The following is a 22,988-nucleotide window of genomic DNA, read 5'->3' as shown; positions in this document are numbered from 1 at the left end:
GTGTTTCACCCTTCTGAATAGTGCCGAACCATTTGCCGCAGGTATTCGTCCAGTAATCCATTGTCTTCAACCGTTCGCTTCAGCACGGGCACCGGACGCCCAAGCTCTGCCGTGATGAAGGCATGCAACGCGACTCGACGCGGGCCATAAGCGGCCTCATCGGCATTGCGCTTGAGAACCAGCAGCTCGGCAACTTCATCAAGCAGCGCTTGATCGTCAACCGTGGTCAACAAGTCCGCGAACGTCATGGGCGGCCTTCCCCTGCCCTGGTCGATCCAGCGCACCGCCAGCAACGGACGAAGCACGTAGAAGTACTTCTTGAGCCGCACCTCGTCACCTTGCAGATAACCGCGAAAATTCTTCTTCGCCATCGACAGGTAATGATTACGTGCTGCTGGCGGACTGTAGAACGCCTCCGCCAACTCGCGCAGACGCCGGGTCGCATCAGCTTCGCTGCGATAAACCAGCGGCGAGTCGAGCCATTCCAGCAACGTCGGATTGGACTTGCGCAGCAGGCCAAGGGTCTTGCGCAACTCCCAGCCACTGATGTCCAGTTCGTCATCCAGCGGGCGCTCGATTACATCCCGAGGCGCGTCGACCTGAACGAACCATTCCGGGCGCTCGACGTACACAAAACGTACATCGTAATCGCTGTCAGTGGACGCAAAACCCCAGGCGCGACTGCCTGATTCACAGGCATACAGCACTGTGACGTTATGCTCGCGCTCTATGCGCTTCAGCTCATCCAGCACCCGTTCGCGCATGGCGCTGCTGAGGGGATGAGCGACTGCATCTTCCATTTCCATAATCCTGTCCTTCATGTTTCATATTTAACGCAGGCGACGTACCGCGCCTGACTTCAAATCACCTGAATCTTCCATAGTCTGTAAACGCTGCAATAGCGCCTCGCGCTGCGCTTTCGGCGTAACCGGATCCACCAGCGTGTACTGAGCGTCACACCAGAGGACGATATGATTTAGCCAGGCATCAGCATCCACCGTGGCCTGATCGTAACGTCGCAGCAGATACTGCAACTGAAGCCACACGGGCTTCAGGCCCAATAACGCCCCACGACGCTGATCACTCAGGACATGCCAGTCGCTGTCCAGGCGCTGATCGAGTTGCGCATCGAACCGCGACCAGGTCTGGTGACTCAACAGCTGCACCGCGCCGCGGAACACCTTGTCAGACTGATCGTCCAGCGCCGCAAGTTGCCGCTCCAGCCCCGCTTCCCCCAACAATTGCAGCGCCTGCACACGAACAACGGCGACAGGCGACTCCAATGCAGCTTGCAACACCGAAGCAGGCAGTGGCTCATCCAGCTCTTTCGCCAGCCCGAGCAACCCCAGCCATTCGCGCTTGCTGGACGGAACGTCCTTCTCCAGTCGCGACAGCAATACTTCCCGGCTGTCTACGGCGTGACGCGGCGCAGCCCATCGAGCCAGATAGCGAACGGCCGAGGAGCCATCGAGCAGGCCAGCCTGCAAATGCTCACGCGGATCCTCCAGCACGCTCAACAAGCCCCGCAGCGCTTGCACGCGCAGACTGGCCGCCGATGATTGCAGTGCTCGTTCAAGCAACGGCACAGCGTCTGTTGTCGGCAAGTCAGCGCAGGCAGTGACGGCCTTTTGCCTGACCGTGACGTCCTCGTGCGTCAACGTGGCAGCCAGAAACGACGGCCGATCCACACAATGCTCAAGCAACAGATCGAAGACAAACCGCGCCGCCTTGCCGCGGCATGAAGCAAACGCTTGCCCGACCTGTTCCCGCAATTGCGGCAGTGATAACAGGCTGCGGGCCTTGAGCAAGGTGTCGCGATGATCAACGCGCTGCTTGTTTCCCAAGGCCAACAGCGGCGTCAGGGCTTGCAGTAGCAGGTCAACCCGCTCGATAACCAGAAACTGCTCAAGCGCCTTTTCTGCCTGTTGCCTGACCTGCGGCACCCAATCATTCAAGCGCTCCAGGATCGCGAGCAGCGCCTCAGTGGAGGCCTGCCCGGCAAGCCTTTGCACGGCCGCTTCCCGGACAAAACCATTACCGAACCGGCTCAGCGCCACCAGGGCTCTGGCCGCATCATGAGTTTCCTGGATTTCCCGAACATACCTGGCCTCGTGGTCAGTCAGCTGGTAATGCCAGTCTCGCAAGTGTTCGAACGTCATCACCTCATTCATCGCCCTATCCTTTAACGCATACGACCTGTCGCAAGGTATGCAGCACTTCCACCAACTCACGCTGGGCGTGCATGACCTTATCGATGTCTTTGTAGGCCATTGGAATTTCGTCGATCACTGCGGCGTCCTTGCGGCACTCAACGTGAGCCGTGGCGCGAATCTGGTCTTCCACAGTGAACGTGTTCTTTGCTCTGGTCCGGCTCATGGTGCGCCCGGCACCGTGGCTGCAAGAGCAGAAAGCCTCTTCATTGCCCAAACCCCGGACGATGAAGCTCTTGGCGCCCATGGAGCCGGGGATAATCCCCAGTTCGCCCTTCTTCGCCGACACCGCACCTTTGCGGGTGATCAGCACCTCTTCCCCAAAATGCTGCTCTTTTTGCACGTAGTTGTGGTGGCAGTTGACGGCTTCCAGCGCCACTTGAAACGGTTTGCTGATCACCTGACGTGTGGCCTGAATCACCGCCTGCATCATCAGTTCTCTGTTCTGCCGGGCAAAATCCTGCGCCCATCCCACGGCTTCCACATAATCATCGAAGTGCTGACTGCCCTCTTCGAAATAGGCCAGATCACGATGCGGCAGATCCGCAATGTGCTGCCGCATGTCTGCCTGGGCCATCTGAATGAACAGGTTACCGATGGCGTTCCCTACCCCGCGGGAGCCGCTGTGCAACATGAACCAGACACGGTTGGCCTCGTCCAGGCAGACCTCGATGAAGTGGTTGCCGGTGCCCAGCGTTCCCAGATGCTGGCGGTTGTTGGTGTTAGCCAGCGAAGGGTATTTATCGGTGATCAATTTGAAGCGCGGATACAGCGCGCCCCACACGTTATCCGCCTGTTGCGGGATTTCGTCCCAGGCGCCTTTGTCCCGACGGGAACGAGTCGACGTCCGGCCATGGGGCACCGCTTTCTCAATGGCGCTGCGCAGCCCGGCCAGGTTGTCCGGCAGGTCCGCCGCCGTGAGCGAGGTTCGCGCGGCAATCATGCCGCAGCCGATATCCACACCGACAGCCGCCGGAATGATCGCCCCCACCGTCGGAATCACACTGCCGATCGTGGACCCCTTGCCCAGATGAACGTCAGGCATGACGGCCATGTGTTTGAAAATGAACGGCATGCGCGCCGTATTCATCAATTGCTCTTTGGCTTCGTTCTCTACCGGCACGCCCTCGGTCCACATTTTGATGGGTTTGCCGTTGATGACTTCCAGCAGTTGGTAGGTGTTCGTTTCCATGATCTCTACTTCTATTCAATGGCCGCTATTCATAAAGATGGGCCTGGATTGCATTCCGGCGGTTGGCGTTCAGCGCTACAACTGCCCCTTGCTATGAACAGGTAATTGCAGCGGGCATGCCAACATCTAGAAGAAGGCATGCAATCTTTTATAACTAATTGTTTTTAATAGAAATATATTTTTAAACGGGCAAATGTGCAAAAACACAAGACAGTTCAGGCCCGATTTATCTATCCTGCTGTATCGCGTCTTATCTTTTGAGATAACCATGTCTGTAATACGCACTGTAGCCATCGGCTTCATCGGTTCAAAACTCGACCGCGTCGGCAAGGGTGCCAACCGCTGGAATCACTGGCGTCCCAGCGTTGGTCTGTGCCAGCAAGAGGATATGCAGATTCACCGACTGGAGCTGATTCACGGCGTGACCGCCCGGGACGTCAGTCTGGCGCAGCGAGTGGCCGAGGATATCCGGCAAATATCCCCGCAGACTGAAGTTCGCCTTCACCCCATGACGCTTCGCAACGCCTGGGACTTCGAGGAGGTATATGGCGCGCTGCATGACTTCACCACCGCCTACGATTTCGACACTGACAATGAGCAATACCTGGTGCACATCACCACCGGGACTCACGTCGCACAGATATGCTGGTTCCTGCTCACCGAAGCCCGTTACCTGCCCGCCCGACTGATTCAGACTTCCCCGTCTCGGCGAGACAATGATGAAGCGCGAGCCACCGGCACCCATTCGCTGATCGATCTGGACCTCTCGCGCTACGACCGCATCGCGTCACGCTTCACCCATAAAAGACTGGAGGGCCTCGCGTTTCTCAAGTCAGGCATTGCTACGCGCAATGCTGCGTTCAACCGCTCCATTGAGCAGATCGAACAGGTCGCCGTGCGCTCCAAGGCTCCGATGCTGTTGATTGGTCCGACCGGCGCAGGCAAATCGTTTCTGGCAAGACGCATCTACGAACTCAAGCGCAGCCGACACCAGATCGAAGGACGCTTTGTCGAAGTGAACTGCGCCACCCTGCGTGGTGATGGCGCCATGTCGACCTTGTTCGGGCATATAAAAGGCGCGTTTACCGGCGCTCTGGCTGCTCGCGAAGGCCTGTTGCGGGCAGCCGAAGGCGGCATGTTGTTTCTGGACGAAATAGGCGAGCTGGGCGCAGATGAACAAGCGATGCTGCTCAAGGCCATTGAGGAGAAACGCTTTCTGCCCATGGGCTCGGACAAGGAAGTGGCCAGCGACTTCATGATTATTGCCGGCACTCACCGCGACCTGCGCGACCTGGTGGCGCAGGGTTTATTCCGCGAAGACCTGTACGCGCGGATCAACCTCTGGACGTTCAACCTGCCAGGCCTGGCCAGGCGACGCGAAGATATTGAGCCGAACATCGACTTCGAGCTGGAACGTCACGCGCGCGAACACGGGCGCTTGATACGTTTCAATCGCGAGGCCCGGCAGCGCTATATGGCGTTCGCCAATCATGAGGACTCGATCTGGTCTGGCAACTTTCGCGAGCTGTCAGCCTCGATCACGCGCATGGCAACGCTGGCTGACAGCGGACGCATCGATGAAACCCAGGTCGAAGAGGAGCTGCAGCGCTTGCGCTACGCATGGGCGCTGAACGACGATCGGAACGACGGACAGGATGAGCCATCGCCGATACTGGACGAAGGTATCGAACTGGATCTGTTTGACCGTTTGCAACTGGAGGCGGTGCTCAAGGTGTGCCGCAATGCTCGAAGCCTGTCGGATGCCGGACGCAAACTGTTTGATGTATCCCGCCTGAATAAGGCGAACCCCAATGACGCAGATCGTCTGCGCAAGTATCTGGCGCGTTTTGGCATTGAGTGGAAGCAAATCAATGGACAGGATTAAACTCACCGCACTGACCTACGTCATCCAGGATTTTTCAATGAAGTACAAGCTGAACGATTACAACGGCGTGATCATCGATCCGACGTCTTTCTCTTTTGAAAAAGCCGATCTTGAAATCGCCATCAAAGGCTTTCTGCTGTACATGGAAACCGAAAAGAAGGGCCTTGCGTGGATCACTTTGCCCATCGCCCGATGCGCGAGTGTCGAGCAGTTCGTGGCGCACGGTTTTATCTTTCACAGTTGCCTGCCCGAAAGCCTCACGCTGGTTCGCAAGCCACAGGAATCGACTTACGTGCCGTTCATGCCGACGCACATCGTGGGTGCCGGGGCCATCGTAATCAATCAGCACAACGAGATTCTGGTGGTCAGGGATCAAGGCGCTACCAGCTTCAATTTGCCCGGCGGGCACGTGGACCCTGGTGAGCGCATTCAGGACTCTATCGTCCGCGAGGTGCTGGAAGAGACCGGCGTCGAGGTCAGCTTTGATGCGATCCTCGGCTTCACGACCCGGCATCCCTATGAGTTCGGCAAGTCCAATATTCACTTCATCTGCCGCCTCAAACCGTTGACTGAAAACATCAACGTCATCGACACCGATGAAATTGCCGAAGCCAAATGGGTCTCGGTTGAAAGCTATCTGGCAGACGAAAAGAACGGCCTGACCAATCGCGAGATCGTCAGCCAGATCGCTGACAGCAAAGGGCTGACAATCGCTGACTTTCAGAGCAACAGCGGTCGATTCAAAAAGCAGGAAATCTTCATGGCGGTAGAGGCGAAGCTTTAAGAACTTGTGGGACCGGCTTTAGCCGGGAGGGCGGTATTTCTGACCAGACAGATTTAGCGAATGTCCCGACGCCCTCGCGGCTGAAGCCGCTCCTACGGAGCAGGATCAAAGTGCTGACGTGATGCGCTGAACTAGCTCGGCTTCGACCAAGGCTTCACCCGGGCCTTCGCGAAAAACAGCGCATGCCACAGTGGTCCGACCCTGAGTGCAGCGATACACCGCCACAACGCTACCCGGCCCTACGCCGTTGTGGCCGCTCAATGTCAGGCCTCCCGCTACGCCGCCACGCATCAAGCCCAGGCCGTAACCCGGAGTCAGCCACGGGCGGCCTGGCAACGGACCACCCAGAACAAGCGCTGTCTGCATGTCTTCCAATAATCCGTGCGGCAGCAGGTTGCCCGACAGCAAGCGATCCAGAAGCAGCGCCGCTTCTGCCAATGGCCCGATCAATAAACGGTGATAAACCCAGCCGGGGTCGTAGCCAGGGGCGATGCCCTGACACGCAACCTGCATGTCTTCCCCCGCGTTTGCCAAACGCGCCCGCGTGATTCCCAACGGAGACAGCACACGCTGAACGAGTGCCTCTTCAAGTGAAAGCCCCGTCAATCGCTCGATCAAACGGGTTACAAACAGATAGCCAACATTCGAATAGCGCCAGCCTTCGCCGGGCGTGTAGCGCAATCGGGTGGCGTCCAGGCGCAGCAGCATTTCATCCGGTGGCCAGGGAAGCGAACCGCTGGCCACCGCAGTATGGTATTCCGGCAATTCGCTGTAGTCTGCGAGACCCGCTTGATGACGCAATAATTGCCGCAGGGTAAAAGGGCCCTCAGCAACCTGATCGTCAAGCCCCACAAGACCATCACGAACCAGCGTCAGCGCTGTTGCGGCCAGGACGGTCTTGGTGAAGCTCCACCACGGGATGACTGTCTCAAGCGCTTCGGGCGGTTCGGTCACGGCCGGGGAACCGTTGGTTATGAGCGAGAACGACATGGGCAATAGCTCTGGGACTTTTGCGCAAGGATAAGCTGCAGCTCCAATGCACGCTAGACGGTCAGGGACATGGAACCGGATGGCTTACATGAAGATCCACAGCGAGATAGCCGCCACGGTGTCAGTCGCAACGCAATTGCGTTTACTATCCCCTCATTCCCTCAGGAGCAAATCCCATGGCAACGGCCTCTGCAAATATTCGTGTACCCGTATCAGCCGATAAAGTATGGCAATTGGTGGGTGGTTTCCTGTCCCTGCCGGACTGGCTGCCGTTCATTGCCAGCAGCGAAGCCTCTGAAGGCGGACGTGTCCGGACGCTGACCACAGCCGACGGCGCAGTCATTGTCGAGAAGCTGCAGACTTTCGACGAAGCCAACCGTACCTACAGCTATTCGATCGTGAAAGGCCCGTTCCCGGTGACCAACTATCTCGCCACCGTCGTGGTCGCAGCAGCAGGCGATCACGAGGCATTGATTACCTGGTCAGGCAGCTTCACCCCTGACGGTATCTCCGACGCAGAGGCTGAAGCACTGTTTCTTGAGGTCTATCAAGGCGGGCTGGACGCTCTTAAAGCCAATTTCTGACCCTCGAAGACCTGCGGTACTGAACTGACAGCGCTCTTGAGCCTCAATATTGCTTCGATAAATGGCATTTCGCAGCACAGCGCAAAATCGCGCATCATGGGCGCGGTCAGTTCAAGGAGACATTAATGCGCGTTACTTTATCTTTTTTGCGTTTTGCCACCTTGTCACTGGGATTGGTATTTACCGCCACCGCGGTGGCATCGGAAGAGTCTCAACTGGTCGATTCCATCAACAATTTCCGCAACCAGTCACAGCGTTGCGGCGATCAGGTTTCACAAGAGTTGCCTCCACTCAACGTAGACACCCGGCTGGTACTTTCAGCTACCAGCCCGGTAGATTTACAGGAAGCCATGGCCCGCGCCACTTATCCGATGGTCAATGTGCAGGCCATCAGCCTGTCTGGCCCTCGGGATGCACAGTCGGCCATGAACACCATCCAGGAAAGCTTCTGCCGCGTCGTGCTCGACCCACAGTTTGTCGATATCGGTGTGAGCCGCGAAGGACGCGACTGGCGTATCGTGCTGGCCCGGCCCTTACTGACCGCGCGTCTCGGAGACTGGCAGGCTGAAGGTCAAAAGCTGTTGGCGCTGATCAACACTGCGCGAGCACAATCTCGCCAATGCGGCGCTCAGGCCGTGGCTGCTGCCAAGCCGCTGACCTGGAACCCGGCACTGGCCTCGGCGGCTGAAAATCATAGCCGGGGCATGGCCAACAACAATTTCTTCGACCACATGGACCGCGACGGTCGCATGCCAGGTGATCGGGCAGAACTGGCGGGTTATTCAGGTCGGCAGATTGGTGAGAACATCGCCGCCGGACAAGGCAGTGTCGCCAAGGTCGTCGAGGGCTGGCTGGCGAGCCCCGGTCACTGCGCCAACCTGATGAATCCGGCGTTCAGCGAACTGGGCGCGGCCTACGCGGTGGATCCCAAGAGCGATGCGGGGATTTACTGGACGGGCGTGTTTGGTGCCCAGTGATGGGTTTGGAGGTGAAGCCCTCGCGGCTAAAGCCGCTCCTACGGACCTCTCACTCACGTAGGACTGGCTTTAGCCGGGAGGGCGTCAACCGAGTCACCATGTACGATCAGAATAATGCTTATGTAACTGATGCTGCCTGGACCATTAGTTGACTCAGTGACAGTGATAATCGCCAGTCTTGTGGTTGCGATGGCAACCCTTGGAGTCGGTGCCACCGCTATGGGCCAGGGCGGTGACTGAAGCCATGGACAGGAATGCGACGATTACGATGGCAAGCAACTTCATAGACGGCTCTCTGCGCTGGTCAGCGCGAATGGAATGATCAGGCGCATAGTATGGCTCATTGATATCACTCAGGATAGCGCGTCGTTAATTCACGTCCAGCCCGGGGTCGCGGCCGTCAGCAGCAAATACCGCATGCCTTTGGCAAACGTGACGATCAGCAGAAAACTCCACAGCGGTTCGCGCATTACGCCAGCCACCATCGTCAGCGGATCGCCAATGATGGGTACCCAGCTCAATAGCAACGACCAACGTCCGTAACGCAGATAGAACCGCTGGGCTTTCTCCAGTTTGGCTTCGCTGACAGGGAACCAGCGTTTATGGCGAAAACGCTCCACCGAACGACCCAGTATCCAGTTCAGCAATGAGCCGAGCACGTTGCCCAGCGTCGCAACCAGCAGCAATGTTGCGACGGTGCAATGCCCGGACAGCAGCATGCCCACCAGCACCGCTTCGGATTGCATCGGCAATAGTGTCGCCGCACCGAAGGCAGCGAGGAACAACCCGGCATAGCTGGAAATCTCGAACACTCAACCCTACCCCATCAACGGATCGTCAAACGGCCTTGATCAAGTCCTTGATCCGGGAAGCCAGCGCTTCCAGCGCGAAGGGTTTGGTCAGCACTTCGGTCAGTGGCTCAAGGTGGCATTTATCGAGCACAGCGGTTTCTGCATAACCGGTGATGAACAAGACCGGCAGGCCCGGTCGACATTGCCGACCCGCATCGGCCATCTGCCGCCCGTTGATTCCACCGGGCAAACCGACATCCGTTACCAGCAAGTCGATTCGCACGTCCGATTGCAGAATACGCAAACCCGCCTGGCTGTCGGCGGCCTCAATGGCCACGTAGCCGAGACTGCTCAGTACCTCGGTGACTAACATCCGCACCGATGACTCGTCATCCACAACCAGAACCGCCTCACCCTGCCCCGTCAAAGCTGCACGACTGACCGGCGACGCAAGTTCCGGAAGCTCCAGCCCACGCTCGTGACGTGGCAACTGCAGGCAAACCGTCGTGCCCAGATCAACCTCCGAACGAATCCTGATCTGGCCGCCTGACTGGCGGGCAAAGCCATAGATCATCGACAGTCCAAGGCCTGTGCCCTCGCCGACCGGTTTGGTGGTGAAGAATGGCTCGAAGGCTTTGGCCGCGACTTCGGCACTCATGCCACAGCCGCTGTCAGTGACGCGGATACTCAGGTAATCCCCCGGCAGCACCTCAGGGTCGAGATCGTGACTGTCGTCCAGACACTCATTGCGTGTCTCGATCAGAATGCTGCCGCCGTGGGGCATGGCGTCACGCGCATTGATACACAGGTTGAGCAGCGAGTTTTCCAGCTGCGCCGGATCGATCAATGCAGCCCACAAATCTGCGTCGGCCCGAACCTGAATATCAACCGAAGGCCCGACAGTACGCCGGATCAGCTCCTCCATGTCCATGATCAAGGCATTGACGTTGGTGGGAATAGGCGCGAGTGTCTGGCGGCGCGAGAACGCCAGCAGCCGGTGAGTCAGCGCTGCCGCTCGTTGCACCGCGCCTTGAGCGACCACCAGATAACGATCAACATCCGCCACCCGGCCCTGACCCAAACGCATCTGCATCAATTCCAGACTTCCGGAAATACCCGCCAGCAAATTATTGAAGTCGTGGGCAATACCGCCGGTAAGCTGCCCGACCGCTTCCATCTTCTGCGACTGACGCAGCGCTTCCTCAACCACTTCACGCTCGCTGATGGCTTCACGAATGCGCTGTTCCAGCGTCTGGTTGAGCTCCTGCACCGCCGCTTCGGCCCGTTTCCTGGCCGTCACATCAATGGACGAGCCAATCAGACCGATGACTTCACCCGTTTCGCTGAACAACGGTGACTTGATCGACAGCCAGGTCGCTGCGGAGCCGTCAGCCAGGCTGACCTGTTCCTCCACCTGTTCAGACACCCCAGCGCTCATGATCCGCTCATCAGTGGCCATGATCACGCGTGCCTGATCCTTGTCCTCAAGGTATTCAAAGTCGGTCTTGCCGATATAAAACTCGGGAGGTTTGCCGATCAGCTCGGTGGTGCCACGGTTGGCAACCAGCATGCGCCCCTGGCGGTCCTTGGCGTAGACCACGCCTGGAACTGCTGCTGTGAAGGTGCGTAACAGCGTCGTGATCCGGTCGCGCTCGACTTCAGCCTCGCGGCGCAGCTCAATGTCCATGAGCACACCCAGAAAACGGGTCGGCTGGCGTTCCTCGTCGAACTCGACGCGGCCTTTAGCCTCAAGCCAGCGATAAGTACCATCGCGGTGCAATACACGGTACTCAGATCTGAAGACACCGCCGCGCAGCAAGGTCTGACCGATTTCGCTTTCGACGCGCGCCCTGTCATCCGGGTGGATTGAGGCCGTCACCCTCTCCAGAGGCAGGCCTTCCACGGCCTCCTGCGCAGTCAGGCCAAACGTTGCGGCATAACGTTCGTCACCGATGACGTGGTTATCCTGCACATGCCAGACCCAGGTGCCGATGATCGCATCGGCATCCAGGGCAAGCTGCAGCCGCTCAGCCGCATCTCTTGCCGGAAACTCAAGCGGTTCGCTGTTATCTGGCCATTCATCCTTAAAATCGCTGCTCATGCCCTACCATTGTTTATCGTGATGCCAAAGCCTGGCGGCCGATTGCGGTGAATGGTGCCGGTGCGGGCGAGGTATTACAAGCCGCTGCGTTGATCAGGCGCTCAAGCGTGAAATAACATCATTCAACCCCACAGACAGCCCGTGCAAATCGTGGCTCGCCGCCTGGGTGCGTTTGACGTTGTCCTGATTGGTACTGGCAATCGCAGTAATTTCCGTGAGATTGCGGGAAATATCCTCGGCCACCGACGTCTGCTCCTCAGCTGCTGTCGCGATTTGCCGGTTCATGTCGCGGATGGCCTCCACGGCACTGGTGATCCGGTTTAGCGTGGCGCTGGCATTACTGACCTGCTCGACACTCTCCTCACTGCGGGTCTGACCGCCCTGAATCGCAATGACCGCATCGCTGGCACCGGTCTGCACTGAGTTAATGATCTGGTTGATCTCGGCAGTGGACACCGCCGTACGTTGCGCCAACGTCCGCACTTCGTCAGCCACCACGGCAAAACCGCGTCCGGCTTCACCGGCTCGCGCAGCCTCGATGGCCGCATTGAGCGCCAGCAGATTGGTCTGATCAGCGATACCACGAATCACTTCGAGGACTTTGCCGATGCGCACGCTGTCAGTTTCCAGAAGCTGAATGACATTGGCGGTATTGCCGATTTCACTGCGCATCAGATTGATGGTGCTCATGGTCGACTGCATGACCTTGTCACCTTCCCGGGCATGATGATCAGCATCATCCGCGGCCTTGGCTGCCTGAGCCGCATGTCTGGCGACCTCCTGTGCAGTCGCCGACATTTCAGTCATAGCGGTGGCGACCTGGTCGGTGCGCTCGAATTGCTCGTGAGTGCCCTGAGCCATCAGCGTAGCGATGGACTTCAACTCGTTGCCAGCAGTGTCCAGCTCCGACGTGCTGCGCTTGAGCCAGTTGAACGTATCCGCCAGAAAATCGCGCAGGATATTGGCCGCCACCGCCAGATGACCGAGCTCATCCTGACGGGTGATATTGACTCGCTCACCAAATTTGCCATGGCTGAGCTGCGAAACGTAGTCGATCAACATGCGAATCGGCACGATCAGGTTGCGGTTAACCACCCACCATGTCAGCAGACCGACCAACACTGCAGAAGCCAGCATGATCAATGCTCCAAACAGAATCGTCCGGTCGGCCGCATCGCTGATCAACACCGACTGCTCGCCGCTGTTCTTGCGCAAGGAGTCCACCAATTGACTCATCTGCTCGCTGGCCGCACGGTCGACGCCCTTCACCGCGATATCACCCGCCACCGGATCACCGCCCGCTGCAATGAACGCATCGCGTCCCTTGCGATAAGCCGCCCCCAAAGTCTTGTGTTCTTCCATCAGCTTTTGCACCTCGGCCAGCGTCGCAGAAGGCACACCCTGCACCTGCTCCAGCTTGCCAAGGGATTCCTGAACCTGACGTTCTTGCGCCTCGAACTGCGCCCAGAACCTGTCACGATCCGCCGGCAACTTGCCGCGCAGCAGCACGTTCTTCCACTCCTGCACCTGGATCTTGAACTCAAGGTTGGCCTCGTCGACCAGTTGCGACGCATGCACCGGACCTTCGAGCAAGCCGCGATAGGACTGCACGTTGCTGGAAAGAAACTGGAAACAGGCCAGAGCGATAAGCAGCACAAGCACAAGACTGCCGCCCAGCATGCCCAGTATCTGGAGTCGGAGGGATTTAGCCATTGAACGAACACCTCGGGGGGAGGATCTGCGGCAGCGCGCAGACCGGAAAATGTCGACTTCCCTGTACAAACGTTAAGGGCGAGAGCCTCATAACGTGCTTGTATGCGCATCGGCTTGGGGGGGTGGGTTCTTGAGGGCCGCTGATCGTTTCTGAGTGTGTCGGGGGATTTCTGATACACCGCTATCGCGGCCTCGCGGTGCGAGTGCGCTCCTACACGCCCAATGTTTGCTTCGCGACAGCGCTGTGTCGAAGACGGGCGCTACCCCACAGAGAATCTATTACAGCGAGCTTATTAATCCACCTGCCCAAACACCTGACTCGGCCGCCGCAACGTCGGGTCAAACGGGTTGATCCTGGCGCTGATAATCGCTGCTTCACGCTTGAGCAATTCCACCACCGTCAATAACCGGTCCGGCCCGAGGCGGTCGCTGATGGTGGCGACGCTAAGGGCGGCGACCGAGCGGCCTTCGCGGTCGAAGATGGGGACTGCGAGACCGGCCATGCCAGGCAGCGCGCCGGTATTGCGGGCGGCGTAGCCGAGGCGGCGGACATTCTCGACTTCAGAGCGCAGGAACACTTCGTCGTACAGGTGGAAATCCTTCAGACGTGGCAGGTTGTAGCGGATGACCGTGTCGCGCTCTTCTTCCGGCAAATACGCGAGTATCGCCAGGCTGCCTTGCCCCACGCCCAATGCGACACGACCACCGATGTCGCCGGTGAAGGTGCGAATCGGGTATGGGCCTTCACTGCGATCCAGACAGACTGCATCGAAGCCACTGCGCGCCAGCAGGAACAATGAATCCCCCAAAGAGGCAGAAAGCCGCAGCATGCTCGGCCTCACCACGTCACGCAGGTTGCTGGTCTTGCCTGCCTTTGCGGCCAAAGCGAAGAACTCGATGCTCAGGCGATAGCGTTTACTGCGCTGATCCTGCTCGACCATGCCTTCATCCATCAGGCTGCGCAGCAGACGATGGGTCGTGGGTTGCGAGAGGCCGACCTGCTGGGCGAGTTGGGTGACGCGTTCGCCCTCTTCCGAGCAATCACCCAGGCAGCGCAGCACTGCGAACAACCGCGAGACCGCACCGACACCAGCATCCTTTGAATTTTCATTCCGCTCAGTGGAATTCATATGATCACTTATCGATAACTAATTCATTGAACGAAAGAACTGAAAGAAATATACCATCCAGTGAAATTCACCCTTTCACCCATCCTAGTCTTCGTCTTAATCTCAGTCCACAGGGCGATTTGAACAAAACCTGGTAGCCGACCCAGATCGAGCACCAACGTCCACAGCAACTGCAAAGCTTTCATTTCGCATCTGCCCATAACAAAAACGCACCGCAACGCTGTGCGTGATGAAAAGGTGGAACGCAGCTATGGCTTTTTTGCAGCTTGAAGGTCTCTCCAAACGCTACGGCAGCATCGACGCCGTGGTCGCCACGAATCTGGCGGTGGAGAAAGGCGAATTCGTTTCTCTGCTGGGCCCGTCGGGCTGCGGCAAGACCACTACCCTGCAAATGATCGCCGGCTTCGTTGACGTCAGCGACGGTCGCATCATTCTTGATGGCCGTGACATCACTCACGCCAAACCCAGCAGCCGCGGCCTGGGGGTGGTGTTTCAGAGTTACGCCCTCTTCCCCCACATGAGCGTTGCCGACAACGTCGCCTTTGGCCTGCGGATGCGCAAAGTGCCCGCCGCAGATATTCAGCGCCGCGTGGCAACCGTGCTGGAACTGGTCCGCCTGAGCCAGCACGCCCAGCGCTACCCGCGCGAGCTGTCTGGCGGTCAGCGGCAACGGGTTGCATTGGCGCGAGCGCTGGTGATTGAGCCGCCGGTACTGCTGCTCGACGAACCGCTGTCCAACCTCGACGCCAATTTGCGCGAAGAGATGCAGTTCGAGATTCGCCGCATTCAGCGCGAAGTGGGTATTACCACGCTGATGGTGACTCACGATCAGGCTGAAGCACTGTCCATCAGCGACCGCGTAGTGGTCATGCAGGCCGGGCGCATCACCCAGATCGACGAACCGTACAAACTGTATGAACACCCACGCACCCGGTTCATCTCCGGCTTCGTTGGCAAGGCCAATATGCTGCCCGGTGATCTGGACAGCGAAGGCGCTGCGCAAGTACGCCAGGTGCCCGGCGACGGAGCACTGACTCTCAGCCTACGCCCGGAAAAGATTGATCTGGTGGCCGCTGGCAGCGGGCGCTTGCAAGGCAAGGTCATCACCCGCTACTTCCTCGGCAGCCAATGGCTGTACCGCATTGAAACCGCCATCGGCGAGTTGACCGTGGTGCGCCGCAACGACGGCGACGCGCCAATGGAAGAAGGCACGGCGGTGGGAATGGATTGGCAAGCCGGTTTGCTGCGCGTACTGGATGCCGACGAGGTGCATCCATGAGCCTGCTGAGCGATATGCGCCGTGGCGGCCGCGGCTATCTACTGTCGGCCCCTGCACTGGTGATGTTCACCTGCCTGCTGTTGGTCCCGCTGGCGTTGACCCTGATCCTGTCATTCAACGTGTTCGACTACGAAGTCGGGGTCAAAAGCGATGCCTACACCATGGCCAACTATGGCGAAGTGCTGACCGACTCGTACTTCTACGAGATCTTCCTGCGCACCTTCTGGATCAGTGCGCTGGTCACCCTGCTCTGCGTGATTATCGGCGTACCTGAGGCTTACATTCTTAGCCGCATGGGCACGCCATGGCGTTCGATCTTTCTGATTCTGATTCTCACGCCCTTGCTGATTTCCGTGGTGGTGCGCGCTTTCGGCTGGAGCCTGCTGCTGGGTGCCGACGGCCTGATCAATCAGGGCATACAAGCGCTGGGGGGCCAACCGATCAAGATGCTTTACACCCCGTTCGCCGTGATCATTGCGCTGGTCCACGTGATGCTGCCGTTCATGATCATTCCGATCTGGACCTCGCTACAGAAGCTTGACCCGGCGGCTGAGCAGGCCGCCCTGTCCCTCGGAGCCAGTCAGGCCAAGGTGATGCGTCTGGTGGTGCTGCCTCAGGTCATGCCCGGCGTGTTGTCCGGCACGCTGATCGTCTTCGGCCTGTCGGCCAGCTCTTTTGCAATCCCCGGCCTGCTTGGCGGACGCCGTCTGAAGATGGTCGCCACCGTGGTCTACGACCAATATCTCTCGGAACTGAACTGGCCCATGGGCGCAACCATCGCAGTGGCGCTGTTGCTGGTCAACCTGCTGGTCATGCTGTCCTGGAACCGCATGGTCGAAGGCCGCTACAAGAAAACCCTGGGGGAATGAGCCATGTCTAAAAACGGTCCTTTGGCCCTGTCGTTTCATGCCCTGGTGGTGGTGTTCATGCTCGCGCCGCTGGTAGTGGTCTGCCTGGTGGCCTTTACGCCAGAGAACACCCTCAGCCTGCCGACCTCAGGCTTTTCCCTGCGCTGGTTCCGGGCGATTTTCGAGCGTGCCGACTTCATCGACTCGTTCTACAACAGCCTGATTCTGGCCTTTGTCGCCGCCACACTGGCGACGATTATTGCCGTACCGGCAGCGCTGGCCATCACCCGTCACCAGTTTCCGGGGCGCAACTTCCTCAATGGATTGTTCCTCTCGCCGATCATCATTCCCCATCTCGTGCTGGGCGTAGCAATGCTGCGTTTGTTCGCGCTGATGGGCGTCAACGGCAGCTTCTTCTGGCTGACCCTGGCCCACGTGGTGATCATCACGCCGTATGTGCTGCGGCTGGTAATTGCAGCGGCCATCGGCATCGACCGCAGCGCCGAACAGGCCGCTGAATCACTGGGCGCCAGCCGCTTCACGCTGTTCCGCAAAATCACCTTGCCGATGATTCTGCCCGGTGTGGCCGGTGGTTGGCTGCTGGCGTTCATCAACAGCTTCGACGAAGTAACGCTGTCGATCTTCGTCACCTCACCTTCGACCCAGACCCTGCCGGTGCGCATGTACGTCTACGCCACAGAGTCCATCGACCCGATGATGGCCGCCGTTTCCGCGCTGGTTATCGCGTTGACCGCCGCCGCCATGATCATCCTCGACCGGGTTTATGGCCTGGATCGGGTGCTGGTCGGCAAACACTAACCTGAGGCCTGGAGCGCGAACCTCATGGCATTGCTCAAACGTTTGGCCGAACAAGACCGTCCGGCGCTGGCCTTCACCCTCGACGGCCAGCCTGCCAGCGGGTTGCAGGGCGACACGTTGCTCACGGCGGTACTGACCAGCAGCGAACACTTGCGCGGCAGCGATTTCAGCGCCGAACCCCGCGCCGGGTTTTGCATGATGGGTGCCTGTCAGGATTGCTGGGTGCGCCTGGGCGATGGTCGCCGGGTACGCGCCTGTTCGACATTGCTCGAAGGTGGGCAAATCGTCAGCCGCGATCCGGGACGGCAGCTATGAATACGAATACCGCGCAATTGGTAGTGATCGTCGGCGCTGGTCCTGCGGGCATTCGCGCTGCGCAAACCTTGCATGCCCACGGAGTGAAAGCCTGTCTGCTGGACGAGGGCCTGCGGGGCGGCGGACAGATTTATCGCCGTCAGCCCGAGAACTTCCGTCGCGATCCAAAAGCGCTGTATGGCTTTGAAGCGGGCAAGGCTATCGCCGTGCATCAGACCCTCGACGAACTGGCATCGCATATCGACTATCGTCCGCAAACGCTTGTCTGGAATGCCGAAGATCGGCGACTCGATACCCTGCAGGAGAACCATGCCGGGAGCATTGATTACAGCCATCTGATCATCGCGACCGGCGCCACCGACCGCATCCTGCCGGTGCCTGGCTGGACTTTGCCGGGTGTCTACAGCCTGGGTGCGGCGCAGATTGCCCTGAAATACCAAGGCTGCGCCATCGGCGAAAGAGTGGTGTTTGCTGGCAGTGGTCCGCTGCTTTACCTGGTCGCGTATCAATATGCCAAAGCCGGTGCGAACGTGGTTGCAGTGCTCGACAGCGCGCCCTTTTCCGCCCAGTGCCGCGCCCTGCCCGCGCTGCTCGGCCAACCGCTGACGCTGGCTAAAGGTTTGTACTACCGCGCCTGGCTGACCGCTCATGGTATCGCCGTTCATCAAGGCGCGACCTTGCAACGTATCGACGGTCATAAACGCGTCAATACCGTGCAGTGGCAAGGCAGCAACCGTGTACAAACGCTGGATTGCGACGCCGTGGCGTTCGCTCATGCACTGCGCAGTGAGACGCAACTGGCTGACCTGCTCGGCTGCGATTTTCAGTGGAGCGCCCTTAATCGCGCCTGGCTGCCAGCGCGTGATGACGCAGGACGCAGCAGCATTGCAGGGGTTTATCTGGCGGGTGACGGCGCAGGAATCATGGGCGCGGATGCAGCGGAAATGGCCGGGGAACTGGCGGCGCTGGCCTTGCTTGCCGATACCGGGCAGAACATTGATAACGCTCGTAGCGAACAGCTGAAAAGCAGACTGGAGAGCATCCAGCGCTTTCGTCACGGACTGGAAACCGCTTTCCCCTTTCCCGTTGATTGGGCCGCGAAGGTTCCGGACGAAACCATTATCTGCCGCTGCGAGGAAGTCAGCGCCGGTGATATCCGTACCGTCGTCGACGAAGGCCATTGGGAAATCAATCGGGTCAAGGCCATGTGCCGGGTCGGCATGGGACGTTGCCAGGGCCGGATGTGCGGACTGGCAGCCACGGAAATCGTCGCCCACTGCAGCGGTCGTGACCTGCAAGGCATTGGTCGGCTGCGCGGCCAGGCACCGATCAAACCGTTGCCCTTTGGCGTGGAGGCGCAGTCATGAGCGCGGTGATTGAAAGCGATGCGCTGATCATTGGCGGTGGAATCGTCGGCGCCTCAGCCGCCCTGTTTCTGGCTATGAAAGGCAAGCGCGTGACCTTGCTTGAACGGGACTTTTGCGGCTCTCATTCCAGCGGCGTCAACTACGGCGGCGTGCGCCGTCAGGGTCGGCCGTTGAGCCAACTACCCTTGTCGCAACGCGCCCACGACATTTGGAGCGGTTTGCGCGAGCTGATTGGCATTGATGGCGAATATCAGCGCTCCGGGCACCTGAAACTGGCCCGTAGCGAAACAGACATGAACGCCTTGCGCGCTTACGCCGAAGCCAGTCGCGGCTTCGGACTGGAGCTGCAACTGCTGGATCGCGAGCAATTACGGGCGCGGTTTGCCTGGGCAGGCGATGTCGCGGTGGGCGCTTCCCTGTGCGCCGACGATGGCCACGCCAACCCGAGACTGGTGTCCCCGGCTTTCGCCCAGGCAGCCAGGCGGGCTGGCGCGCAGATTTTCGAACAGGCCAAGGTGGTTGAAGTCGGTCACGACGGCCAGGCATTTGTGGTCCACACGGCCAGCGGTCTTAATCTGCGCGCGCCTTGGTTGCTCAACTGCGCGGGAGCCTGGGCCAGCGATCTGGCTGCACAATTTGGCGAACCGGTGCCGATGGTGTCGGGGCATCCGGCCATGTTGGTCACTGAGCCGCTGCCGATGTTCATGGACGTCAGCACCGGCGTCGAGGGGGGTGGCATCTATGCCCGGCAGGTCGCCAGAGGCAACTGCGTGCTGGGCGGCGGACAGGGTTTTGCGCTGGACCCGGCCCGCGCCAGGCCTGGGCAAGCGGCTGTACTGGAGATACTGCGCAACGCGGTCGAGTTGTACCCGCCACTGGCAGGAGCCCAGGCAATTCGCACCTGGAGCGGCACCGAAGGTTATCTGCCGGATCGCGAGCCGGTGCTCGGCCCCAGCATTCTGCAACCAGGCCTGCTGCATGGCTTCGGCTTTGCAGGTTCTGGTTTCCAGATTGGACCCGCTGCAGGTGAGGCTCTCGCCGAATACGTATGCGCTGGCCAGTCAACGATTTCCCTGGACGCTTTTTCCGTCCGCCGTTTTCAACACACTGCCCAACCCTGTAAAACCGTTAGCCATTGATTTCATTACTTTGCACAGAGGAAGGTCGCTGCAATGAAGAACGTAAAACGTATCGCATTTACCGGCTTGTCGAGCCTGCCCTTGGCGGCATTGCTGGCCGCTTCCCCGGCCCACGCCGCAACGACCCTTTATCTGGGCATGAACGGCGGCACCATGGAACGCCTCTATGCCGATCAGGTGTTGCCTGCTTTCGAGAAAGCCAACAACGTCAAAGTGGTGATCGTGCCGGGGACCTCGTCGGACATTCTCGCCAAGGTTCAGGCCAGTAAAGACAACCCGCAGATGCACGTGATGTTCCTTGATGACGGCATCATGTACCGGGCGATCTCCATGGGTCTGTGCGACAAGTTGCAGCCGAGCCCTTCTCTGGCGGACCTGCCGGCAAAGGCGAAGATCAAGGATGAAGGTGCTGCCGTAAGCCTCGGCGTCACCGGGTTGGCCTACAACACGAAAATGTTCAAGGAGAACGGCTGGGCCGCGCCAACCTCGTGGATGGATCTGGCGGACAAGAAGTTCAAGGAAAAAGTGGTATTTCAGTCCATGGCCTCCTCCACATTCGGCCTGCATGGTTTCCTGATGTTCAACCGCATTCAGGGCGGCAGCGAAACTGACGTGGAGCCGGGCTTCAAGGCGTGGCCGAAAACCGTGGGCCCGAACGTCCTGGAATATATCGCCAGCTCGGCGAAGATTTCCGAGATGGTGCAAACCGGCGAAGCCGCGCTGTTCCCGCTCACACCCACGCAGGTGACTGCGCTGAAGATCAAGGGCGTGCCCGTCGAGTACGCGCCTCCGAAGGAAGGTGGCGTGGTACTGAACGTCGCCGAGTGCGCCATCGCCAAGAACGACCAACCGGAACTGGCGCAGAAGCTTGCGGCTTATCTGTTGACCCCAGAAGCTCAGGCACCCGCGCTGGAGTTTGGTGATCAGATCCCGTCAAACCCGAAAACCCCGACGACCGAGAAGACCAAAGCTCAGGTCGAGGCGATGAACAAGTATCTGGAAACGGCAGTGACCATTGATTGGGATCAGGTCAACCAGACGCGTCCAGAGTGGAATGCGCGCTGGAACAGGACAGTGGAGCGGTAGATAAACCTCGCTACCAGCCTTGGACTACCGATAAACCGTGTCATCGTTCTTCGCGGGCAAGCCTCGCTCCAACAGCGTTAAGCGATTTCTGTTGGAGCGAGGCTTGCCCGCGAAGGGGCTGAAAAAAGTCAGACACTTTGTGACTATAGAAGCCCACCCCCTTGATGCCCTGATACAAAATGTTTCAACTATCCCTAACCTGAACAGTCACAACCCTATCGCTCCGTATTGACGGGGCTCAGTTGTGAGAAAACAGGCCGGATGAGTTTCATTCTTTGCATGACCGTACTTGGCGCGTTGCTGATGATGCTCGCGCTGACTTCTTCTTATTTGCGCTGGCTGCCCGTCACGACGTCGGCTGTGTGTCTGGCATTCGGCTTTGCCATTGGCCCTGCCGGGTTGGGCATGCTGGATCTGGACTTCCGCGACGCGTCGAGCTGGCTGGAGCGTCTGACCGAAGCCGCCGTGCTGTTCTCGTTGTTCAGCACCGGGATCAAACTGCGTCTGCCGCTGAACAGCAAGGCCTGGCACTCCGCTTACTGGCTGTCCGGGCCGGTGATGCTGGCGACCATTGCTGGCACCGCCCTGGCGGCCCACTACCTGTTCGGCCTGTACTGGGGCGTTTCGATCTTGCTGGGCGCCATGCTCTCGCCCACCGATCCGGTTCTCGCTTCGCTGGTGCAGGTCAACAACGCTCAAGACTCCGACCGGCTGCGCTTTGGCTTGTCAGGTGAAGCGGGGCTGAACGACGGCACGGCCTTTCCATTCGTGATCTTCGCCCTGATGTTTCTGACTCACGCCAGCGGTGACACTGACTGGATCCAGCACTGGGCCATAAAAAACCTGCTGTGGGGTGTGCCTGTCGGGCTGTTGATCGGCTACGGCCTGGGCCGCGGGATCGGGCATTTGATGATTTATCTGCGCATCAAAAACGCTGACAGTGACACCTCGCCTAACGACTTTCTGGCCCTGGCTCTCATCGCCATCGCTTACATAGTCGCCGACGGTCTGGGCGCGTTTGGCTTTCTGTCAGTGTTCGCTGCAGGGCTTGGCTTGCGTCAGGCAGAAGCACAGACAACCCGGTCCGAGGTGCCCGCCGAACATCTGGCACAACCGGTGATAGGTCACATGAGCGGCAGCATTGAACGCACTACGGTTGCCGAGAAAGGCGACCTCAGTGAATCGCAACTCGCTGCGGGCGTGATGATGGGTGACATGCTGGCGTTCTCAAGCCTGGTGGAGCGCTCAATGGAAGTGCTGTTGATCACTCTGCTCGGCGCATCGCTGGCGATCTACTGGGATTGGCGCGCCGTGGGCCTGGGCCTGGTGCTGTTCTGCTTCATCAGGCCCATTGCGGTGTGGCTTCTGATCAGCAAGCGATTGCTCAACAAACGTCAGAAAGCTCTGGTTGGCTGGTTTGGCATACGCGGTATCGGCAGCCTGTTCTACCTGTGCTTTGCCTTGGGCCACGGGCTACCGGACGATGTAGCAAGTATCAGCATCAGCCTCACGCTGTCAGTAGTGGCACTTAGTATTCTGCTCCACGGTGTCAGCATTCAACCGCTTTTGGAGCGTTATGAGCGAAGCATCCGAGAGGAATAACAGAGACTTACACTCGTTTGAATGTTTTTAAAACCATTTATGAACCATTCAGTCAAGGGGCAGCCCAATCTTGCAACGACGTGCATTTGCATGAGTAGACGCTTTTTGCCTCGCGACGTAACTGGCCACTCCCACGCCAACGTTTGCGTCTCCCGTTTGAAAGGCAGGAATAAAGA

21 protein-coding genes are annotated in these 22,988 nt (G+C 58.9%); 12 read left to right on the top strand and 9 right to left on the bottom strand.

Annotation, left to right across the window (positions count from 1 at the left end):
- Window positions 1-5: 5 nt before the first annotated feature.
- Genes AO242_RS08170 through AO242_RS08160 form a run of 3 tightly spaced genes read right to left on the bottom strand, consistent with a single transcriptional unit; the run spans window position 6 to window position 3,402 of the window.
- Window positions 6-800: a nucleotidyltransferase domain-containing protein gene (locus AO242_RS08170; RefSeq protein ID WP_099268345.1), complete on the bottom strand. Its 795-nt coding sequence runs from the start codon at window positions 798-800 to the stop codon at window positions 6-8.
- 30 nt (window positions 801-830) lie between these two features.
- Window positions 831-2,171, bottom strand: a complete 1,341-nt coding sequence (locus AO242_RS08165) for a HEAT repeat domain-containing protein (protein WP_099268324.1) — start codon at window positions 2,169-2,171, stop codon at window positions 831-833.
- Window positions 2,172-2,175: 4 nt separating this feature from the next.
- On the bottom strand, window positions 2,176-3,402 hold the full coding sequence (locus AO242_RS08160; RefSeq protein ID WP_027901465.1) for an RtcB family protein: 1,227 nt from the start codon (window positions 3,400-3,402) through the stop codon (window positions 2,176-2,178).
- A 268-nt stretch (window positions 3,403-3,670) separates the two neighbouring features.
- On the opposite strand from AO242_RS08160, the gene rtcR reads away from it, so the two are divergent.
- Window positions 3,671-5,287: an RNA repair transcriptional activator RtcR gene (gene rtcR, locus AO242_RS08155; RefSeq protein ID WP_099268323.1), complete on the top strand. Its 1,617-nt coding sequence runs from the start codon at window positions 3,671-3,673 to the stop codon at window positions 5,285-5,287.
- Window positions 5,274-6,071, top strand: a complete 798-nt coding sequence (locus AO242_RS08150) for an NUDIX hydrolase (protein ID WP_306475047.1) — start codon at window positions 5,274-5,276, stop codon at window positions 6,069-6,071. The genes rtcR and AO242_RS08150 overlap by 14 nt, the downstream gene beginning before the upstream one ends.
- 105 nt (window positions 6,072-6,176) lie before the next feature.
- Here AO242_RS08150 and AO242_RS08145 read toward each other — a convergent pair whose 3' ends face one another.
- Entirely contained in the window at window positions 6,177-7,061 is an 885-nt protein-coding gene (locus AO242_RS08145) for a serine hydrolase domain-containing protein (protein WP_099268322.1), read from the bottom strand.
- Window positions 7,062-7,237: 176 nt separating this feature from the next.
- Between AO242_RS08145 and AO242_RS08140 the strand changes: the two genes are divergently transcribed.
- Together AO242_RS08140 and AO242_RS08135 are read left to right on the top strand one after the other, a co-directional pair.
- Window positions 7,238-7,645 (top strand): SRPBCC family protein, encoded by a 408-nt coding sequence (locus tag AO242_RS08140; protein ID WP_027901468.1) that lies wholly within the window; start codon window positions 7,238-7,240, stop codon window positions 7,643-7,645.
- A gap of 125 nt (window positions 7,646-7,770) precedes the next feature.
- Window positions 7,771-8,622, top strand: a complete 852-nt coding sequence (locus AO242_RS08135; protein ID WP_027901469.1) for a CAP domain-containing protein — start codon at window positions 7,771-7,773, stop codon at window positions 8,620-8,622.
- A gap of 153 nt (window positions 8,623-8,775) precedes the next feature.
- Here the strand turns inward: AO242_RS08135 and AO242_RS08130 are convergent, their stop codons facing one another.
- From AO242_RS08130 to AO242_RS08110, 5 genes are all read right to left on the bottom strand, one after another.
- Window positions 8,776-8,907 carry a YHYH domain-containing protein gene (locus tag AO242_RS08130; protein ID WP_099268321.1) on the bottom strand — a complete coding sequence of 44 codons (132 nt, stop codon included), beginning with the start codon at window positions 8,905-8,907 and terminating at the stop codon, window positions 8,776-8,778.
- Between the two features lie 89 nt (window positions 8,908-8,996).
- Complete coding sequence (locus AO242_RS08125; protein WP_099268320.1) at window positions 8,997-9,434, bottom strand: YqaA family protein; 438 nt, start codon at window positions 9,432-9,434, stop codon at window positions 8,997-8,999.
- A gap of 25 nt (window positions 9,435-9,459) precedes the next feature.
- The gene (locus AO242_RS08120; protein ID WP_099268319.1) at window positions 9,460-11,514 is read right to left on the bottom strand and encodes a hybrid sensor histidine kinase/response regulator; all 2,055 of its coding nucleotides are present in this window, start codon (window positions 11,512-11,514) and stop codon (window positions 9,460-9,462) included.
- Window positions 11,515-11,607: 93 nt separating this feature from the next.
- Window positions 11,608-13,227 carry a methyl-accepting chemotaxis protein gene (locus AO242_RS08115; RefSeq protein WP_099268318.1) on the bottom strand — a complete coding sequence of 540 codons (1,620 nt, stop codon included), beginning with the start codon at window positions 13,225-13,227 and terminating at the stop codon, window positions 11,608-11,610.
- Between the two features lie 293 nt (window positions 13,228-13,520).
- Window positions 13,521-14,357: an IclR family transcriptional regulator gene (locus tag AO242_RS08110; protein ID WP_099268317.1), complete on the bottom strand. Its 837-nt coding sequence runs from the start codon at window positions 14,355-14,357 to the stop codon at window positions 13,521-13,523.
- A 250-nt stretch (window positions 14,358-14,607) separates the two neighbouring features.
- On the opposite strand from AO242_RS08110, the gene AO242_RS08105 reads away from it, so the two are divergent.
- From AO242_RS08105 to AO242_RS08070, 8 genes are all read left to right on the top strand, one after another.
- Entirely contained in the window at window positions 14,608-15,636 is a 1,029-nt protein-coding gene (locus tag AO242_RS08105) for an ABC transporter ATP-binding protein (protein WP_099268316.1), read from the top strand.
- Window positions 15,633-16,505 (top strand): ABC transporter permease, encoded by an 873-nt coding sequence (locus AO242_RS08100; RefSeq protein ID WP_099268315.1) that lies wholly within the window; start codon window positions 15,633-15,635, stop codon window positions 16,503-16,505. Before AO242_RS08105 ends, AO242_RS08100 begins: the two co-directional genes overlap by 4 nt.
- Window positions 16,506-16,508: 3 nt before the next feature.
- Entirely contained in the window at window positions 16,509-17,303 is a 795-nt protein-coding gene (locus AO242_RS08095) for an ABC transporter permease (protein WP_099268314.1), read from the top strand.
- Between the two features lie 24 nt (window positions 17,304-17,327).
- Window positions 17,328-17,618 carry a (2Fe-2S)-binding protein gene (locus AO242_RS08090; RefSeq protein ID WP_099268313.1) on the top strand — a complete coding sequence of 97 codons (291 nt, stop codon included), beginning with the start codon at window positions 17,328-17,330 and terminating at the stop codon, window positions 17,616-17,618.
- Window positions 17,615-18,985: an FAD/NAD(P)-dependent oxidoreductase gene (locus tag AO242_RS08085; protein ID WP_099268312.1), complete on the top strand. Its 1,371-nt coding sequence runs from the start codon at window positions 17,615-17,617 to the stop codon at window positions 18,983-18,985. The genes AO242_RS08090 and AO242_RS08085 overlap by 4 nt, the downstream gene beginning before the upstream one ends.
- Window positions 18,986-18,990: 5 nt before the next feature.
- Window positions 18,991-20,124, top strand: coding sequence for an NAD(P)/FAD-dependent oxidoreductase (locus tag AO242_RS08080; RefSeq protein ID WP_241154081.1), 1,134 nt, complete (start codon window positions 18,991-18,993; stop codon window positions 20,122-20,124).
- Between the two features lie 33 nt (window positions 20,125-20,157).
- Complete coding sequence (locus tag AO242_RS08075) at window positions 20,158-21,210, top strand: ABC transporter substrate-binding protein (protein ID WP_099268310.1); 1,053 nt, start codon at window positions 20,158-20,160, stop codon at window positions 21,208-21,210.
- 261 nt (window positions 21,211-21,471) lie between these two features.
- Complete coding sequence (locus AO242_RS08070) at window positions 21,472-22,812, top strand: cation:proton antiporter (protein ID WP_099268309.1); 1,341 nt, start codon at window positions 21,472-21,474, stop codon at window positions 22,810-22,812.
- Window positions 22,813-22,988 lie beyond the last annotated feature (176 nt).

It is taken from the genome of Pseudomonas sp. ICMP 561, from assembly GCF_002699985.1.
Classification (GTDB): Bacteria; Pseudomonadota; Gammaproteobacteria; order Pseudomonadales; family Pseudomonadaceae; genus Aquipseudomonas; species Aquipseudomonas quasicaspiana.
This window is presented reverse-complemented; position numbering and strand designations above follow the sequence as displayed.

Coding starts and splice junctions, on each gene's coding strand:
- AO242_RS08170 (WP_099268345.1), bottom strand. CDS start 800: ATGGAAGATGCAGTCGCTCATCCCCTCAGCAGCGCCATGCGCGAACGG.
- AO242_RS08165 (WP_099268324.1), bottom strand. CDS start 2,171: ATGAATGAGGTGATGACGTTCGAACACTTGCGAGACTGGCATTACCAG.
- AO242_RS08160 (WP_027901465.1), bottom strand. CDS start 3,402: ATGGAAACGAACACCTACCAACTGCTGGAAGTCATCAACGGCAAACCC.
- rtcR (WP_099268323.1), top strand. CDS start 3,671: ATGTCTGTAATACGCACTGTAGCCATCGGCTTCATCGGTTCAAAACTC.
- AO242_RS08150 (WP_306475047.1), top strand. CDS start 5,274: ATGGACAGGATTAAACTCACCGCACTGACCTACGTCATCCAGGATTTT.
- AO242_RS08145 (WP_099268322.1), bottom strand. CDS start 7,061: ATGTCGTTCTCGCTCATAACCAACGGTTCCCCGGCCGTGACCGAACCG.
- AO242_RS08140 (WP_027901468.1), top strand. CDS start 7,238: ATGGCAACGGCCTCTGCAAATATTCGTGTACCCGTATCAGCCGATAAA.
- AO242_RS08135 (WP_027901469.1), top strand. CDS start 7,771: ATGCGCGTTACTTTATCTTTTTTGCGTTTTGCCACCTTGTCACTGGGA.
- AO242_RS08130 (WP_099268321.1), bottom strand. CDS start 8,907: ATGAAGTTGCTTGCCATCGTAATCGTCGCATTCCTGTCCATGGCTTCA.
- AO242_RS08120 (WP_099268319.1), bottom strand. CDS start 11,514: ATGAGCAGCGATTTTAAGGATGAATGGCCAGATAACAGCGAACCGCTT.
- AO242_RS08115 (WP_099268318.1), bottom strand. CDS start 13,227: ATGGCTAAATCCCTCCGACTCCAGATACTGGGCATGCTGGGCGGCAGT.
- AO242_RS08110 (WP_099268317.1), bottom strand. CDS start 14,357: ATGAATTCCACTGAGCGGAATGAAAATTCAAAGGATGCTGGTGTCGGT.
- AO242_RS08105 (WP_099268316.1), top strand. CDS start 14,608: ATGGCTTTTTTGCAGCTTGAAGGTCTCTCCAAACGCTACGGCAGCATC.
- AO242_RS08100 (WP_099268315.1), top strand. CDS start 15,633: ATGAGCCTGCTGAGCGATATGCGCCGTGGCGGCCGCGGCTATCTACTG.
- AO242_RS08095 (WP_099268314.1), top strand. CDS start 16,509: ATGTCTAAAAACGGTCCTTTGGCCCTGTCGTTTCATGCCCTGGTGGTG.
- AO242_RS08090 (WP_099268313.1), top strand. CDS start 17,328: ATGGCATTGCTCAAACGTTTGGCCGAACAAGACCGTCCGGCGCTGGCC.
- AO242_RS08085 (WP_099268312.1), top strand. CDS start 17,615: ATGAATACGAATACCGCGCAATTGGTAGTGATCGTCGGCGCTGGTCCT.
- AO242_RS08075 (WP_099268310.1), top strand. CDS start 20,158: ATGAAGAACGTAAAACGTATCGCATTTACCGGCTTGTCGAGCCTGCCC.
- AO242_RS08070 (WP_099268309.1), top strand. CDS start 21,472: ATGAGTTTCATTCTTTGCATGACCGTACTTGGCGCGTTGCTGATGATG.